Here is a 15,114-nt window from a genome sequence, read left to right on the forward strand (position 1 = left end):
AAAGGTAGACGATTCGTGTATAGAAGCGTGGAGGATGTTAAGAAGGATATAGACTCAGCCAAAGCAATCGCAGACCTACTAAAAATACTCTCAGATAAACTCGGTGGGCTGGACTGGCTTGCTAGGCTTATCGACCCCATCTTCCTCTACAACAAGGGCTATGAAGAGCTGAGCCCACAGGAGTTAAGAAACTACGAAAACATCGTGCTGGTTTATCGGTGGTTGAAAACTGGTGCCCGAACCGTCTTCCTTCAAGACGCGAATACCCCAATAATGCGCACAAACGAGCTCGTCGAAGTGCTAAATCACATAAAAAGAAGCTTCCCAACCGTTGTAAGGATCACATCTTACGCCAGGGCAAAAACGCTAGCTCACAAACCACTCGAAGATCTGATCAAGATAAGGCAAGCTGGGCTTACTAGAGTACACGTTGGCTTGGAGAGTGGGGATGACGAGGTTCTGGCATATATTAGAAAGGGTGTGACGAGCGAGGAACAGATCGAAGCGGGCAGACGCGCAAAGAAAGCTGGCTTCGAGTTATCAGAATACTGGATGCCCGGAGTAGGTGGTAGGGCCCGCTGGGAGCAGCACGCTAGAAACACGGCTAGAGTACTTAATGAGATAAACCCGGATTACATAAGATCAAGACCATTCACACCACGCCCAAACACTCCCCTCTACGAAGCATATATTAGAGGAGAGTTTCAGCTCACAACACCACACGAAAGGCTGCGGGAGCTAAGATTGACTATCAGCGAACTTAACGTCACAAGCAGGGTCTGCTTCGACCACTTCATGAACTCTTGGCGCAAAGCAGACGGCACCTTCTTATTTAAACAAGACTACGAGGGCTACAAATTCCCGGAAGAGAAGCAGCTAGTATTAGAGTTGATAGATGAAGGGTTAAGGCTCGATGAATCGACTCATATAAGTGCAGAAACCTTGGCCAGAATGCCATACATATAAGTGGGACCGCGCGGATTTGAACCGCGGACCTCTACCGTAGCGTTAACTCGCCAATTCGGTTATCAGCGTCGCCGAGCACCCTTAGGCTCTCGAACGCTCCTTGGCCAGCCTGCTAACCAAGCTGAGCTACGGTCCCCAGACGCTTTAGCTTATAGAGCTTCTAAATAACTTTTATGTATGGGTCGAGGATGATGTTACGATAAGGTCTTAGTGTTTGGTGCTTTCTTTGGCTATCACAATTCTACTTATCGTAACATCATCCAATGGATAGCCGTAAAAATTATTAATCAAAGAGCCTAACATATGGCGGAAATATTATGTTCAGCAGCAGTAGTGAGCTTCAGGCAAGGAGGAAGACGCTTTCCATACTCCAGGATGAGGCTAAGCGTGTACTGGAAGCAGCTAGGGAGTTCTCTGAAACCTTCCCCGCTATACTTGGAAACGATCAACAAGCACTTAACAGATGTGCTGAAGCCATTATGAAGGCCGAGGATGATGTTGAGAATCTACGGAGGGTGTTGACGAGGGAGTTAGCTGAGTTGGGTCCGATGGTTATTAACCGTGAAGATGTTTTACGTGCAGCCTACGACATAGAGGAGATCACTAGCTACATATCGAGCGCAGCTTTCAGATTGGCTGGGTTTAAGCTTACCGACTTTAAGAAGACTTCTCTACTAAAGGATCTTGGTTCTGTTATCGATCTAGCTGTTGAAATGGTTCATAGACTTAATGAGGTTGTTCGGGCTTTGACAATAAACCCTAGCCTAGCCATCGAGCTGACGAACAGTATTCAAAAGATTGAGAGGCAGGTTGACGACCAATATAGATCGCTTAGTTTGAAGCTCTTAAGTGAGCTGGAGTCCTTTAAGGAGGTGCTTGTGCTGAAAGATATAATCGAGCGGGTGGAGAACATGGCTGATCAATGCCTCAAAGCCGCTGATTCGATTACCATAATCGCCCTAAGCCTATAGATGAGGAAGTAGCAATATGCACGCTGAGCTTGTAGGCAACAGAATCATCATCTGGAATATTGACGATGCGAGAGCCCTCTTTAAAGAAGGATTTTACGGCAAACCCTTGGGCATACCTAAACCTAAGAACGCTGAATTTAATGCACCTCTTGTCCTAGATCTGATAGAAGGATACTATCTTCTAGAGAAGGGCAAAATTTCTATAACACAGTCACCGTCGCACCGAAAGATGAGTTTAAAGAGTATAAGAGAAATTTGTAAATCCGAGTACTTGGACTTCCCAGAAAAGTATCTGGTGTATAAGCATCTTAGAGAAGCAGGGTTAGTAGTTAGCCCGGGCATCAAGTTCGGTTGTGATTTTGCTGTATATGAGCATGGGCCGGGAATAGATCACGCGCCCTATCTTATTGAAGTCGTTAAACCTTCACACGACCTCACAGCTACCCGCATTATCTTGTCAGGTAGGTTGGCTACTACTGTAAGGAAGCAGTTCATCTTAGCTGTTGCTGACGTACCCAGAAAGAAGGTTGAGTTTATAGCCTTTGATTGGTGGAGAGCTTAAGCAACAATAATATATTTAGCCGCATCTATTGCTGTGTTGGTGGGGCTTATGGCTGAAGGTGTAAAATGCCCATACTGCGACTCTACGTTCCCAGATAAAGCCACTTTATCCAAACATATCGATCAGGTTCACCTTGGGAAAGGTCTTCTTGAAGGGGATAGGAGAAAGTGGTAATCTGAACGCTACCCTCTCTTTTTAGCACATTCATCACAGTACGCTACATCAGGTGGTACAGGCTTACCACATAAAGCGCATCTGTCAGTAGCCTCAGCTGGGGTGGAGGAGGTTGGGGTTAAGAGTCCACTTCTAACGAACGGTTGCCTAGAACCCAGTTTCGCTCTCTTAAGATCAGGTAGAAGAATGAGGATAAGCCCGAATAGCACCATTAGGAATGAGGTTGCTGCGAACATAAAGGATTCAAGCCTTAAGAGGATCATCGATAGAATTACCAAAATGAGCCCGACAGTCGGCGTGCTGTTGCTAGAGATAGGCATCCCCGCCTTGATTTAGAGAGAGGGTTATAAAGTATTTTACTGCTTATTTCTACTATAGGAGAAGCTAAGAGCTTCTATCTTCACACCTTGTAGCGTTAAGAACCTTATAAGTTCACAAACCCCTTCCACAGACCTCCAGTACATCTGAGGCACTTCGATAAACTCAGCGTTGGGGAAGACGTCTCTTAACACATTAAATAGGGTCTGAATGTCTTCTGAATTATATCCCCAACTCAGTATCGGCTCACTCATATTCTTCCCCAAGCTAAGCATCTTATATGAAATCGTCTTTAAGGTAGCGGTAATATGGGGTCTAGAACCAGTGGCATCATTCAGATACAAATAGATCTCCTCTGTTACCGAAGGGCTCTTCCCTGGACCAAAGTGGCTTCTATACCTTTCAAGCTGCCTTGTATTGAGAAGCATAGGTGAACGAAGCTTATGGGGCACTATAACATCAACTACATGTTTTGCGGTAAGCTCTGCAGCCAGCTGGTCTAAAGTGTCTTTCAGCGCATCATAAGGTATGGTTAAGAATACCATTTCTGCCGCTTTAGCAGCCTCTGCATTTGTTGCGCCTACTACTCTGTTTGTATCTAAATTGCGTGCTTTCACAATCTTTGACGCTGTTTCTTGCGCTCTGAAGAGGTTTCTAGAACCTATATATACTTGGTAGCCCGTTGAGGCAAACTCTGCGGCTAACGCTCTACCTTCTAATCCAGACCCACCTATGATGGCTATCTTCTTACTCTGCACCACACTATTGTATATAATATATTAGAGTATTTCAATTTTATTGCCTCCGTTGTGTAGAGGTATCGTACCAAATGTAGTCTTTTGCTAGTCGATCAGCTTAAATTCTACCTTAACTGCATGTGATGAAGGTTTGGCTAAGGGTAGGTTACATCTTTACGTTTCAGGTTATGTGCAAGGTGTCTTTTATAGATCTAATGCGAAGAGGATTGCGGAGTCGCTCTCATTGACAGGCTGGGTTAGAAACCTTAGGGATGGGCGTGTTGAGATCGTAGTAGAAGGGGAAGAGGAGGGTCTGGCAAAGTTTATCGAGTGGTGTAAGCGCGGCCCGATTGGCGCTAAAGTGGAGTCGGTTGATGTTATGCGTGAAGAATATAAGGGTGAGTTTAAAGGGTTTGAGATAAGGTATCAATAGATTAGTGGTGGTTAATTTGGTTAAGAGAGTTGCCTTGATCAGAGGGGACGGCTCAGGTCCTGAGTTAGTAGATTGTATGATAAAGGTTCTCAAAGCTGTTGATGCCCAGGTAGAGATAAAGGTTTGTGAAGCTGGGTATGAGTGGTGGCAGAAGCACGGTGGCGACTCCTTTATACCAAAAGAAACTTGGGAAATACTGCAGAATTCGGATGCTTGTTTTAAGGGACCAACTACTACACCCCCAGACCCCAACACACCCAGAAGTGTAGCCGTGAGCATAAGGCAGAAGTTCAATCTCTACGCAAACATAAGGCCGATTAAAACATTCAAGGGTGCTGAAGGTCCGCTAGGCTCTGTTGACTTTGTCTGCGTCAGAGAGGCCACCGAAGGCTTGTATAGCGGCTTGGATGTTCGTCTCAGCGAAGATACTGCAATTGCTGTGAGGAAGATAACACGCAGCGCCTCTATGCGTGTCGCTAGACGTGCATTTGAGGAGGTTGTGAGAAGGGGTTGGAGTAATCTCATAGTTGTGACGAAACGGAACGTTTTGAAGGAGACCGATGGTCTCTTTTTTAACTCAGTTCTAGAGGTGGGTAAAGCGTACCCCAATGTTAAGGTGGAAGAGTATTATATCGATAACCTTGCTCAGCAACTTGTTAAGAACCCCCAACGCTTTAACCAGCATGTCATTTTAAGCACAAACCTATTTATGGACATAATCTCAGAGGAGGCTTCTGCGCTGGTTGGCAGTATAGGTATGATCTACTCTGGCAACTTCGGCGATAACTACGCTATGTTTGAGCCAGCACACGGGAGCTCGCCTAAGTATAAGGGGTTGGATAAGGTCAACCCCACCGCGACGATTCTCTCAGGCGCTTGGATGCTCGAATATCTTGGAGATGTAAAAAGAGCTCGCGCTATCTTTGAAGCAACAGAGGAAGTAATCGCTGAGAAGAGAGTTGTGACCTATGATCTGGGCGGAAACGCCAGATCGTCTGAGATGGCTGAAGAGATAGCTAGGCTTGCAGCGAAGAAGCTCAGATAAAACCGTGATCTACACCATAGGCTACGGCGCGAGGAGTAAAGCGAGTTTTCTACATCTATTGCGCAAGCATAAGATAGAGGTTCTAGTGGATGTTAGAAGGTGGCCTAGCTCAAAGATCGAGGAGTTCAGGCGGGATTTTATGGAAAGGTGGCTTCAAGAATCCTCGATAAGATATGTGTGGATGGGAAGTAGTCTAGGCGGTTTCAGAAAAGGTGGCTACGAGAAGTATATGGCTGATGCTGAGTTCCAAAATGGGGTTAAAGAGCTGCTTAAAATCGCTTCGCAGAATAGGGTGTGTATAATGTGTCGAGAGGTCAGCCCTAAGGGTTGTCATAGAAAGTATATCGCAAGATATCTACGAGGCTTAGGAGTGGTGGTTAAGCATATAATGTCAGATAAGAAGGTTGTCGATGATGTTGAGTTGATCTAACCTTGCTTCTGTAGAACTTCTTCTATCCACTCGACTTCTTCTTTGCTCTTTTCGTCAAGAGGTATAAGTTTTATATCATCGGCAGAGCCTACACCAACGCCTATTTCAGCAGCCCTCTTGATCTGTTCAAGCTCGAAGATTCTGCCTTTCATAACATCTGGTGTAGAGCCGAACCTTCTCAATATAGCAGCACCGACAGCATCTATAGCAACTCTATCGGTGCTGGCTATGATCAAGTTTGGTTGGATTACTCTTCCACTCTCTGGTCCTCCCGTAGCGAAACCAGATAAAGCATCTAAGATCACTAGATCAGTCTTATAGAAGGCGTTGATCTCGGCGATCATAAGTCTCTGGTAAGGTGAAGTATGCAGCTCAACCATGTAGTCGTAAAGTTCCCCTGGCACATTCTTTGCGACAAGCCCTACTGAATTCTTTAGCGACATCGTGAAGTGCCCTCCAAACCTATGTGTCTTTAAACAGCACGTCTGAATCACTCTATCAGCTTCAAAAAGGCTCTTCGGCAGATAGAAGCCTCTTAACCAATGCGTACCATCCGGCTCTACTTTAACCCATCTACTCAAAGGATTGTCGTTAAGTACCTCTACTTTTACCCCCGCTTTAGCAGCTAATTCAAACACGCCCAACCGCTCTAAAACCATGCGGGTATCTCCCATCCCACTTCTTTCACCAATAATCATCTCATTTACCTCTTGGCTTTTTAGAGAGGCGATAATCGTTCTGAGCGTATCTAAATGTGTGGATGCTGGATATGGGTCTGCGCTATTAAAGTTGGCTTTTAAGAAAACTTTTTTGTCCCTATAGTCAGATAGATTAAATTTTGAAAGGATTCTCTTAACACCATCACCCCTATCAACAGTTTTAATTATGTAAACCTCTGCTGGTCTCACAACCCCCTTATTCGCCTTCATCTCTCTTAGTGACATTACGGTAAAGTATGCTGAGGCTAAAGCGCCTACTGTACCCAAAGCGGATAAAGCGATCAATCGACGCCTACCAATCTTCAACTAATACAATTGAGCACCCAGAGCCATATATGCGTTCTTTTGAAAAATAGGGCCTATTTGAAGAAAAGGGAGCGGTTTAAGATGGACTGCTTAGAGCCTTAGCCCTCCTATTCCTTTGGATAGCTGAAAGCTTCACTACTGTATCGTAAGATGCTTTGTGTTTCTCTATGGGTTCTGTTTCGATGTAACCTGCTTTCACAGCGGACTCTAAGACATTTTTGCCCTGGTCTGTTCTCACTACACATATTGTCCAACCTTGTGCACCGGCTCCACCAGCAGATATATCAGCCAACTCTGCTGAAAAGTCTCCGCAGTAGAAGCAGCCCTTTCTCACATACTGCCTAGCTTCCTTCAGACCTATTTCAGCTACTCTACCATCTTTTGTTTCGATTATTATCTTACCCTTTATGTTCATCTTCGCTATCTGACTAGGCTCTATTCCAAGCTCTCCTCGAATCTTCTTATCTATGAGCCCACTCATAGAGTAGCTTTCGTGGCACATCAAGCCTATTGTGAAGACTACTGTGCCTACACTCTTCCTCAACTTATTGTACTGCATCTTCCTAACCGCCTCAACTTCACACCCTGTTCCTACAAAGGCTACTCTGATCCCCTTAGCACCAGCCTCCCTTAGCAGAAGGTTATTAGGGCTATAGGTGTACCGTGTTCCAGCAGATGAAAGAACCTCAGCCTTAGTCCTAACTAATCTAGGCCTAGCCTCCCAGGTCTCAGGGTTAAACCCAGCCACTATAGCAGCATCAATTACACCGTTTTCTAAACTCCAAATGAGGAGCGAAGACACCAACCCTCCATCTTGACACACTTTAAGCACATCTGGATCACGGCTTCTGGCTGCAAGTATGCTCTGGTGCACACCAAAGGATTCTCCTTCACTCGTTCTGTTGAAGAGCATCCTCTCCACATCAGCAACATTGAAGTTATAGCGTGGGCAGGCCTTAAAGCAGACACCACAATCAGTGCACTTCCCTACTAGGGCTGGTAATGTTTCCTCATAGAGGTAGGTTAGTGCTGTTTGGGGGCAGACCGCAACACAGGAGCCGCAGCCACAACATTGACCGCTATCAACTACCGCGTGGTAAAACTCTTTGAATGTTGTTTTCTGTGTAGACATCTAAGTGAAATGGGGGTTGATGTGTCTTTTAAATTTTTTATCATCTTTCGGCTAGATGCTTTGAGCAAGCTTTGTAACAGTGTGATCTACATCTTGCATCGGTATTCGACCGCTGTTTGTGAAAGAAGCAAGTTTAACTACACCCTTGCCTAAGATAGATCTGTCCTCAATGTCCTCAATAAACTTATGCGGCTTGCTTTTGGAGGAGGTTTCGGTTTCACTCTTATAGATGCGCTTTAAAACTTCAATAAGCAGATACCCCAGGTAGAGGTATGCATCCACCACCATATTCGCTTCAAGCAGATAAAAGGCCTTTTTCGCAGCAAGCGTTGGGAGCAACTTTTCTAATTTGCATTGTCCTAAGAGCCCTAAAGCCTCTGTTTCGTAACATCTAGATAAGAAGTCAAGCCTTCTTTTCACGGTTGTAGTGGTCGCTTCCGCTAAACCGAGCAGCGAACCTATGGTCTGGCTGTAAGCGCCACAATATGCTCTAAACTGCTTCATTAGATGGGATGGTCGAGGGGTGTCGCCAGCAGCCCAGATCAAAACTTCAAGTAAGCTGTAGCCTGATGCTAGAAGCCAGAAGCATGCACTCATATTGTAATCTTCTTTAAGGGCGCGTTTGCCTAAGCCGAGGTAGCTGATGGAGTTTGTAAGCGCTGAGGCTGCTAAGTTCTTTCTTACCTTCTGGGTCTGGTTCTTGAGCAAGTTTATTAGCGATGCCAGGCGTAGATCTGGATCTTGGAGGATTATACATTCGGTTAAGGATGGAATGAGCACATTATCAGATCTGCGAGTTATCTGTTCTACATCGGAATACCATATGTCTAAAATGAGGTCTTGCTCTACTATCCTCTCAAAACCATCACAGTTTCGTGAAATTATGACCAAATCGAGTTCACATACAGGATGGTTAATACCCTTAGCCCAGCATCCAACCAAACCTACAGGAGAATCTTCATGTTCGTCAAGAATCTTTCGCAGCACGTTACCGTAGAGTTCCCGCCAATCCATAGTTAGAAGGAGAGTAGAGGATGCTTTTAAGTTGCTTCGCGAAAAGTCTTTAAAGGGTTAAGTAGAGCCACCTTACTAAGAGCGGTTAGAGTGAGCCCAAAGGTTGAGCGAGTTTAAGCACATAGTCAGGATAAAGGGTAAGGACCTCGATGGTTCGAAGAAGCTAGTGGCGGCGCTAGCTGATCTTAAAGGCGTTGGGTTAAATCTGGCATACGCTGTCATTAACGCTTTGAGGCTTGATCCTAAGGCTAGGCTAGGTTTCCTTTCCGATGCTGAAATTAACGAGATAGAGAAGGGGTTGAGTGATCCGAGTAGAATCGGAATTCCTACTTGGAAGCTCAACCGAAGGAAGAGCCCAGACGATGGGTTGAACTACCATCTTATAGGTGCTGACCTAGAGTTCGCTGTAAGAAGCGACATAGAGCGGGAGAAAATGATCGGTAGCTGGAGAGGCGTAAGACACTCACTTGGGTTAAAGGTTAGAGGGCAGAGAACCCGCACAACAGGCAGAAAAGGTAGAACCGTTGGGGTAAGAAAGTCGGCGTCGTGATCAGCATATGGGAGACCCTAAGAAACCTAGAAAAAAGTACACGCGACCAAGGACCCCTTGGAGAGCGGACCTACTAGCCCAAGAACTATACTTAGTCGGAACCTACGGGTTAAGAAATAAACGGGAACTATGGAAAGCTCAGACCCTTCTCTCTAAAATCCGTAAACAAGCAAGGATGCTTCTAGCAGCCCCTCCAGAGATTAGAGCGAAAAGAGAAGCTACACTTTTAACTTCGCTCGCTAAAAAGGGTCTGGTTTCTACAGACGCTACGCTTGACGACGTTCTCAGCCTCACTGTGGAGAACATCTTGGCAAGGAGGCTTCAAACAGTAGTCTGGAGAAAAGGGTTGGCTTCAACACCTTATCAAGCACGCCAACTTATAACACATAGGCACATAGTAATCGGCGATAGAGTTGTGACGAAACCGGGCTATTTGGTTTCGGTGGATGAAGAACCTAAAGTAGGGTTTAGAGCCGATAGCCCTTATAAAGCTAGGCTCGCCACATTAGCTGCCACACCCGCCTCTGAGGAAGGTGAGTAAAGAATTGGCGCAGAAGGAAGAGCCTACTAAATGGGGTGTAGCGCACATCTACAGCAGCTACAACAACACCATAGTTCACATCACAGATCTGACTGGCGCAGAAACCATCGCGTTCAGCTCGGGAGGAAGGCACGTCAAAGCAGATCGGTTTGAGTCCTCACCCTACGCAGCTATGAAGTCAGCGACCGCAGCGGCGGAAACAGCTAAGGCTAAGGGAATAACACATCTTCACATAAAAGTAAGGGCTGTGGGAGGCACAGGACCAAGAACACCTGGTCCAGGTGCACAAGCGGCTATTAGAGCTTTAGCTAGAGCTGGTTTCAGAATAGGTAGGATAGAGGATGTAACGCCTATTCCTCATGATACTACGAGGAAGAAGGGTGGAAGAAGAGGAAGAAGAGCCTAGCCTCTAACCTGCGCATTCAGTTTCAGCTTCTGATTCGTAACATATTTATTATAAGACTGTGTTTTAGGTTTGTGTAATGTGTGGTATTATCGGGTGTGTTACCGATGTTGATGTAGTAGAAGTGTTAATCGATGGTTTGAAGAATATGGAGTATAGAGGTTATGATTCTGCCGGGTTTGGTGTGCACGACGGAAACACAATAAGAGTCTGTAAAGGTGTGGGGCGAGTAGATGAGATAGTTAGAAGCCTAGATCTGAAGAGCTTCTCTGGTAAAATAGGCTTGGCGCATACAAGATGGGCGACACACGGAGGTGTAACACCAGAAAACGCTCACCCACATTTATCTTGTAACGAAGAAGTCGCAGTTGTCCATAATGGCATCATCGAAAACTATCAAGCGCTTAAAGCGAGTTTAGAGGCTAAGGGGCATAGATTTAGGAGCACAACCGACACAGAAGTGATCCCGCATCTGATAGAGGAGAAGCTAAAGGCTGGTAAGAATCATAGAGACGCTGTTTTGGATGCTGTTAGGGAGCTGAAAGGCTCATACGCCTTCCTCGTTCTATTTAGAGATTTAGGCGACAGATTGTATGGTGTACGAAAGGACGCTCCTCTCATAATCGGTTTAAGTGAAAGAGGGAACTTTCTGGCAAGCGATGTGCTCTCTTTTCTCAAACATACGAATAAAGCTGTGTTCTTAGAGAACCTAGAAGTAACCGAGGTCAAGAGAGATAGCTACATTATATGGAATTTCGAAGGCGAAGAGGTTCAACGCAGCGTCTCTACTTTGGTATGGGAATCCATGACTGTCTCAAAAAAAGAGTTCACGCACTACACATTAAAAGAGATCCTTGAGCAGCGTGAAACTATCGCTTTGGCCCTCAGACAAGATTCAGACGATCTTGACCGCTTCTGCTTAGCCCTGCAAGGGGCTGATAGGATATATATCATAGGTGCTGGGACGAGTTATCACGCTGGGCTGGTAGCTAAGCACCTTTTCCTTAACCTAGCTAAGCTACCTGTAGAAGTGATCTTAGCGAGCGAATTCGAGGATTACGTTACACTTATCGATGAGGGAACACTTCTGCTCGCTATCTCGCAGAGCGGCGAAACCGCTGACGTATTATCTGCCGTTAACATAGCTGAGAAGAGGGGTGCGTCTGTGCTCTACTTTAGCAAGAATGAGTGAGCAGACCCTTTACCTAAATTGTGGTCCAGAGGTTGGTGTGGCTGCTACGAAGACCTTCACAGCTCAGCTCGCTGTCATCTACTGTATAGCCTCTAGGCTTTCAAATCTATCTATCGACTTGATCAAGATAACAAAAGCTGTAGAGGAGGTGTTCGGTGTTGAGCGGCAGATGGCCTATCTCGCCCAAGCCTTTTCAACATCTAAAGACTGCTACTTCATAGGAAGAGGCATAAACTACCCCATAGCGCTTGAAGGCGCCCTGAAGCTTAAGGAGATAGCGTATGTCCACGCAGCTGGAGAACTTAAGCACGGAACCTTAGCCCTTATATCCGAAGGTGTACCAGTAATAGCGCTCAACCCAAGAGACAAAACCTACCACGATACGCTAAGTAACGTCGCTGAAATTAAGGCGAGGGGAGGTAGGGTGATCGGCATCTCAGACGTTGAGAACAGCCTATACGACTACTACGTAAAGATACCTTCTGTGGGAAAGCTATTCTACCCCTTGGTTGAGGTTATACCCCTACAGATGTTCGCGTACTACTCAGCGTTAGAGAGGGGGCAGAACCCAGACTACCCAAGGAACTTAGCCAAATCAGTTACTGTAAAGTAGACTCAAACGAAAGAGCAAATCCATCTAGCCTCTAAACCAATGAATATGAGTCGGTGCTTAACCACTTTCTGCTAATTTCGGCCTAGCGGCTCAACTCTTTTAAAGCCTTACGTGCACATATAGAGTTAGATAAGGTGGTCCTCGATTGAGTGAAGATGAGCATTTGTACGATGTAATAATAGTCGGCGGCGCCTCCGCCGGGCTTACTGCAGCGATTTACGCTGGAAGACAGGGCTTAAAGACGCTTCTGCTAACAAAGGATATAGGAGGGCAAGCTCTTCTGACTGATTCCATACAAAACTACCCAGGCTTCGTTAATATAAGTGGGTGGGAGTTGATGAAGAAGTTTCATGAGCAGGCGCTGCTTTACGGTGTCAAGATATTATTCGAGGAGGTGAAAGAGATCAGGGAGAAGGATGGCGTATGCTTTACAGTCAAGACCACAGTAGGAGAGTACGACGCCTGCGCCCTGATTTTAGCATTCGGTAAGACACCTAGAGACTTAGGTGTAGAAGGTGAAGAACGGTTGAAATCCAGAGGTGTCTCATACTGCGCTATTTGCGATGGCCCTCTCTTTAAGGGTAAAGATGTGGCAGTGGTAGGCTCCTCTGAACCAGCGGTAGAAGCAGCTCTCTTACTAAGTAATTTAGCATCCAAGGTCTATTTGATCTACAAGCTCGCCAAGCTACTTGCCCCTGACGAGCTCGTTGAAACGCTGCGAGGCAAGAATAATGTCGCTTTTCTGCCAGAATGTGAAGTGGTGAAGATCAACGGGGTTTCTTCTGTTGAATCCGTCTCAATTAAAGAGAAGAGTGGCGAGGTAAGAGATATACGGGTACAGGGTGTGTTTGTGGAGATGGGCTATGTGGCTAAGACAGATTTAGTTAAACATTTGGTCCAACTCAACGCTAAGAATGAAGTAGTAACAGCGAAGGACGGTTCAACGTCACATCCAGGCATATTTGCTGCAGGTGATGTTACCGACACACCATATAAGCAGGTAGTAATCTCAGCAGCCCAAGGTGCGATCGCGGCTCTCTCAGCCTACAACTATATACAGCGGCTCAGAGGCAAGCCAGCCATCAAAGGCGACTGGAGGAGCTTACCAGAAGCTAAAAAAGTGGAAATCAAACTCGAACTTTAACCCTTCTAACTCTAACTCTGAGGTAGGCACCGTAGATCAAACCCACAATCATACCTCCAAGATGCGCGCCGTGCGCTATTCCCGTAGGCATAGATAGACCAGCTATATCTATGAGCGCCCATATTGCTGCTGCTAGCGCCATGGGGACTGGTATGAATCCGTAGATGTAAACGAGTAAAGAGGGCGCTATTACTGCTAGTGTGCCGATTATACCATAGATTGCGCCTGACGCTCCGATGGCTGGTATGTAGGGGTCAGATGAAGTAAGCAAGTATCCTAAGTTTCCCACTATTCCAGATAAAATGAAGAGGGCTGCGAACGAGCCGCTACCTATGACCCTTTCAAGGTAGATGCCGAAGAAGAAGAGCGCAAACAGGTTAAAGAAGAGGTGTAGGAAGTCTGCGTGGAGGAAGATCGATGTTATAAACGTCCAAGGCTCGTAGAAGGCGAAGGCTGGAAAGAAGGCCAGGTTAATCCAAGTATCCGAAGCAAGCTGATAGACGAAGAACAAGAGTATCACTAGAATAAAGATGAAGGTGAACTTTGGTCTACCATCATACAACCCTAAACACCAACATATGTGCCGCCTAACTATGCAAAACAAAATATAAAACGGTTACCAGTAACCACAGCCCAATGTGCTATAGAGAATGGAGATCAGCCTAGAGCGTGATCTAACCTTATGTCGGTAAATATTGGCTTTCGGCCGTTGCTGAAACAAGTGTACGCTTGGGTCAGATAATTCAAATACCTTCTTCGATTTGTAGAGTAGGGAGATTATAGTCAAACCTAGGTTTAGGGTTAGAGGCTCTTCGCCTCTTCGAGCTTTTCAGGCAGATATTTGTCAACGATCGTGGTTAAACCGTATTTTGCGAAGGCTTCTAGCTCGCTCTTCCTTTTTATCTTAAGGAACATGTCGAGCTCACGCAGCCAGATCCCCTTTGAATACCTTGGGTCCTTCTTTAACTCGTAGATCCTCTTAATATCCATTTCAGTTAAGGGGTCGCTCGGTAGACGGTACTTAACTATATCTGTGCCCCAAACACCTATCCACTTAGCATCAGGAACCGTTAGATCTTGTAGATGGGCAGCACCAACAGAGCCAGAGACTATGACCATAGCAATATGCTCCCCATACACATCACCATCTGCAAGAATATACACTGGAAGCTTCAGCTCAGTATTCAGCCTCCTCAACATATAGCGTGTTGATCTCGGCGGTTGACCAGCTGTGTCAACGATCAACGCCTTATACCGTTTATGCACGTTCTCCTCAACGAACCTCGTGAATAGCCCGCCTTTTTCAACAGCTAAAACCATCTCAGCCGAGGTATCCACGAACTCAGCTGTGCTAAGACTAGGGCCGATGAGGTAACCGTCTGGGTGTGAAGCTAAGTTTAGGCGCTTACCCTCATAACCAGGCACAGTATACTCTATCGTCAGATCGCCGAAGATTGCCGAACGTTCTTCCGGGTAGACGTTAAAGTCCTCTCTAGCCTTCGATAGCAGGACCTCTAGATCGGTTATTATCTCATCAGACTCAGACTGATCGGTAAAGTCCACACCATAGGCTTGGGCTGAGTAGAAGACATCTCTAAGTGTAGACGTCTTTGACGTCTCAACGAGTTTATTTACGAATGAAGCAAGCCAGATCAGCTGAGTAAATGAGCGAATATGTTTAATGTTGTGAGCTGATCTCTTTATCTTCGCCGGACCGAGCACATACTGCCTAAGCCGCTCATCATAAACTATGTTGCTGACAGACCTACTTGCCAAGGTGACTTCAGGAAAGTTCTCCTTCTCAATATCCTCATAGATCATCCGACCCAGCTGGTGAAGTAGCTTCTTTACTTCAGCCTTCCTT

17 protein-coding genes, 1 tRNA gene and 1 pseudogene are annotated in these 15,114 nt (G+C 45.9%); 11 read left to right on the forward strand and 8 right to left on the reverse strand.

Annotated features, from left to right (window positions below):
* Positions 1–15: 15 nt before the first annotated feature.
* The gene (locus tag HA494_00260; GenBank protein ID NHV96216.1) at positions 16–966 is read left to right on the forward strand and encodes a radical SAM protein; all 951 of its coding nucleotides are present in this window, start codon (positions 16–18) and stop codon (positions 964–966) included.
* A gap of 1 nt (position 967) precedes the next feature.
* On the opposite strand, the gene HA494_00265 is transcribed toward HA494_00260, so the two are convergent.
* Positions 968–1,102 (reverse strand) — tRNA-Ile (locus HA494_00265).
* A gap of 181 nt (positions 1,103–1,283) precedes the next feature.
* Here HA494_00265 and HA494_00270 point away from each other — a divergent pair.
* Together HA494_00270 and endA are read left to right on the forward strand one after the other, a co-directional pair.
* A complete protein-coding gene (locus tag HA494_00270; protein ID NHV96217.1) occupies positions 1,284–1,937 on the forward strand; it encodes a DUF47 family protein in 654 nt (217 codons plus the stop codon).
* A gap of 16 nt (positions 1,938–1,953) precedes the next feature.
* Complete coding sequence (gene endA / locus HA494_00275; protein NHV96218.1) at positions 1,954–2,499, forward strand: tRNA-intron lyase; 546 nt, start codon at positions 1,954–1,956, stop codon at positions 2,497–2,499.
* Positions 2,500–2,681: 182 nt separating this feature from the next.
* Here endA and HA494_00280 read toward each other — a convergent pair whose 3' ends face one another.
* Both HA494_00280 and HA494_00285 read right to left on the reverse strand, forming a co-directional pair.
* Complete coding sequence (locus HA494_00280) at positions 2,682–2,993, reverse strand: hypothetical protein (GenBank protein ID NHV96219.1); 312 nt, start codon at positions 2,991–2,993, stop codon at positions 2,682–2,684.
* Between the two features lie 36 nt (positions 2,994–3,029).
* Positions 3,030–3,749, reverse strand: a complete 720-nt coding sequence (locus HA494_00285; protein NHV96220.1) for an NAD(P)-binding domain-containing protein — start codon at positions 3,747–3,749, stop codon at positions 3,030–3,032.
* 130 nt (positions 3,750–3,879) lie between these two features.
* Here HA494_00285 and HA494_00290 point away from each other — a divergent pair, with 130 nt between their 5' ends.
* From HA494_00290 to HA494_00300, 3 genes are read left to right on the forward strand one after another with little or no spacing between them, the layout of a single operon-like run.
* Positions 3,880–4,161 carry an acylphosphatase gene (locus HA494_00290; GenBank protein ID NHV96221.1) on the forward strand — a complete coding sequence of 94 codons (282 nt, stop codon included), beginning with the start codon at positions 3,880–3,882 and terminating at the stop codon, positions 4,159–4,161.
* Between the two features lie 16 nt (positions 4,162–4,177).
* On the forward strand, positions 4,178–5,206 hold the full coding sequence (locus HA494_00295) for an isocitrate/isopropylmalate dehydrogenase family protein (protein NHV96222.1): 1,029 nt from the start codon (positions 4,178–4,180) through the stop codon (positions 5,204–5,206).
* On the forward strand, positions 5,184–5,636 hold the full coding sequence (locus tag HA494_00300; protein ID NHV96223.1) for a DUF488 domain-containing protein: 453 nt from the start codon (positions 5,184–5,186) through the stop codon (positions 5,634–5,636). Before HA494_00295 ends, HA494_00300 begins: the two co-directional genes overlap by 23 nt.
* Here HA494_00300 and HA494_00305 read toward each other — a convergent pair.
* The 3 genes from HA494_00305 to HA494_00315 form a co-directional block, all read right to left on the reverse strand.
* On the reverse strand, positions 5,633–6,565 hold the full coding sequence (locus HA494_00305) for a DUF362 domain-containing protein (GenBank protein ID NHV96224.1): 933 nt from the start codon (positions 6,563–6,565) through the stop codon (positions 5,633–5,635). The genes HA494_00300 and HA494_00305 overlap by 4 nt on opposite strands.
* Before the next feature lie 172 nt (positions 6,566–6,737).
* A complete protein-coding gene (locus HA494_00310) occupies positions 6,738–7,793 on the reverse strand; it encodes a 4Fe-4S dicluster domain-containing protein (protein ID NHV96225.1) in 1,056 nt (351 codons plus the stop codon).
* Between the two features lie 51 nt (positions 7,794–7,844).
* Complete coding sequence (locus HA494_00315; protein ID NHV96226.1) at positions 7,845–8,807, reverse strand: hypothetical protein; 963 nt, start codon at positions 8,805–8,807, stop codon at positions 7,845–7,847.
* A gap of 103 nt (positions 8,808–8,910) precedes the next feature.
* Between HA494_00315 and HA494_00320 the strand changes: the two genes are divergently transcribed.
* The 5 genes and pseudogenes from HA494_00320 (at position 8,911) to HA494_00340 (ending at position 13,250) form a co-directional block, all read left to right on the forward strand.
* Positions 8,911–9,357 carry a 30S ribosomal protein S13 gene (locus tag HA494_00320; protein ID NHV96227.1) on the forward strand — a complete coding sequence of 149 codons (447 nt, stop codon included), beginning with the start codon at positions 8,911–8,913 and terminating at the stop codon, positions 9,355–9,357.
* Between the two features lie 7 nt (positions 9,358–9,364).
* Positions 9,365–9,898, forward strand: coding sequence for a 30S ribosomal protein S4 (locus HA494_00325; protein NHV96228.1), 534 nt, complete (start codon positions 9,365–9,367; stop codon positions 9,896–9,898).
* Between the two features lie 4 nt (positions 9,899–9,902).
* The gene (locus tag HA494_00330; GenBank protein ID NHV96229.1) at positions 9,903–10,304 is read left to right on the forward strand and encodes a 30S ribosomal protein S11; all 402 of its coding nucleotides are present in this window, start codon (positions 9,903–9,905) and stop codon (positions 10,302–10,304) included.
* 76 nt (positions 10,305–10,380) lie between these two features.
* Positions 10,381–12,106 (forward strand): annotated as a pseudogene (gene glmS, locus HA494_00335) (glutamine--fructose-6-phosphate transaminase (isomerizing)).
* A gap of 163 nt (positions 12,107–12,269) precedes the next feature.
* Complete coding sequence (locus HA494_00340) at positions 12,270–13,250, forward strand: FAD-dependent oxidoreductase (GenBank protein NHV96230.1); 981 nt, start codon at positions 12,270–12,272, stop codon at positions 13,248–13,250.
* Here the strand turns inward: HA494_00340 and HA494_00345 are convergent.
* Both HA494_00345 and HA494_00350 read right to left on the reverse strand, forming a co-directional pair.
* Positions 13,234–13,812 carry a rhomboid family intramembrane serine protease gene (locus tag HA494_00345; protein ID NHV96231.1) on the reverse strand — a complete coding sequence of 193 codons (579 nt, stop codon included), beginning with the start codon at positions 13,810–13,812 and terminating at the stop codon, positions 13,234–13,236. The genes HA494_00340 and HA494_00345 overlap by 17 nt on opposite strands.
* A 239-nt stretch (positions 13,813–14,051) precedes the next feature.
* Positions 14,052–15,071 carry a DNA topoisomerase IV subunit A gene (locus HA494_00350; GenBank protein ID NHV96232.1) on the reverse strand — a complete coding sequence of 340 codons (1,020 nt, stop codon included), beginning with the start codon at positions 15,069–15,071 and terminating at the stop codon, positions 14,052–14,054.
* Positions 15,072–15,114 lie beyond the last annotated feature (43 nt).

This window comes from Nitrososphaerota archaeon (assembly GCA_011605775.1).
In the GTDB taxonomy this organism is placed as follows: domain Archaea; phylum Thermoproteota; class Nitrososphaeria; order Nitrososphaerales; family JAAOZN01; genus JAAOZN01.

What these genes read in the sequence shown, in the direction of transcription:
- HA494_00280 (NHV96219.1), bottom strand. Translation starts at nt 2,993, where the DNA reads ATGCCTATCTCTAGCAACAGCACGCCGACTGTCGGGCTCATTTTGGTA.
- HA494_00270 (NHV96217.1), top strand. Translation starts at nt 1,284, where the DNA reads ATGTTCAGCAGCAGTAGTGAGCTTCAGGCAAGGAGGAAGACGCTTTCC.
- HA494_00350 (NHV96232.1), bottom strand. Translation starts at nt 15,071, where the DNA reads ATGATCTATGAGGATATTGAGAAGGAGAACTTTCCTGAAGTCACCTTG.
- HA494_00325 (NHV96228.1), top strand. Translation starts at nt 9,365, where the DNA reads ATGGGAGACCCTAAGAAACCTAGAAAAAAGTACACGCGACCAAGGACC.
- HA494_00315 (NHV96226.1), bottom strand. Translation starts at nt 8,807, where the DNA reads ATGGATTGGCGGGAACTCTACGGTAACGTGCTGCGAAAGATTCTTGAC.
- endA (NHV96218.1), top strand. Translation starts at nt 1,954, where the DNA reads ATGCACGCTGAGCTTGTAGGCAACAGAATCATCATCTGGAATATTGAC.
- HA494_00310 (NHV96225.1), bottom strand. Translation starts at nt 7,793, where the DNA reads ATGTCTACACAGAAAACAACATTCAAAGAGTTTTACCACGCGGTAGTT.
- HA494_00305 (NHV96224.1), bottom strand. Translation starts at nt 6,565, where the DNA reads ATGAAGGCGAATAAGGGGGTTGTGAGACCAGCAGAGGTTTACATAATT.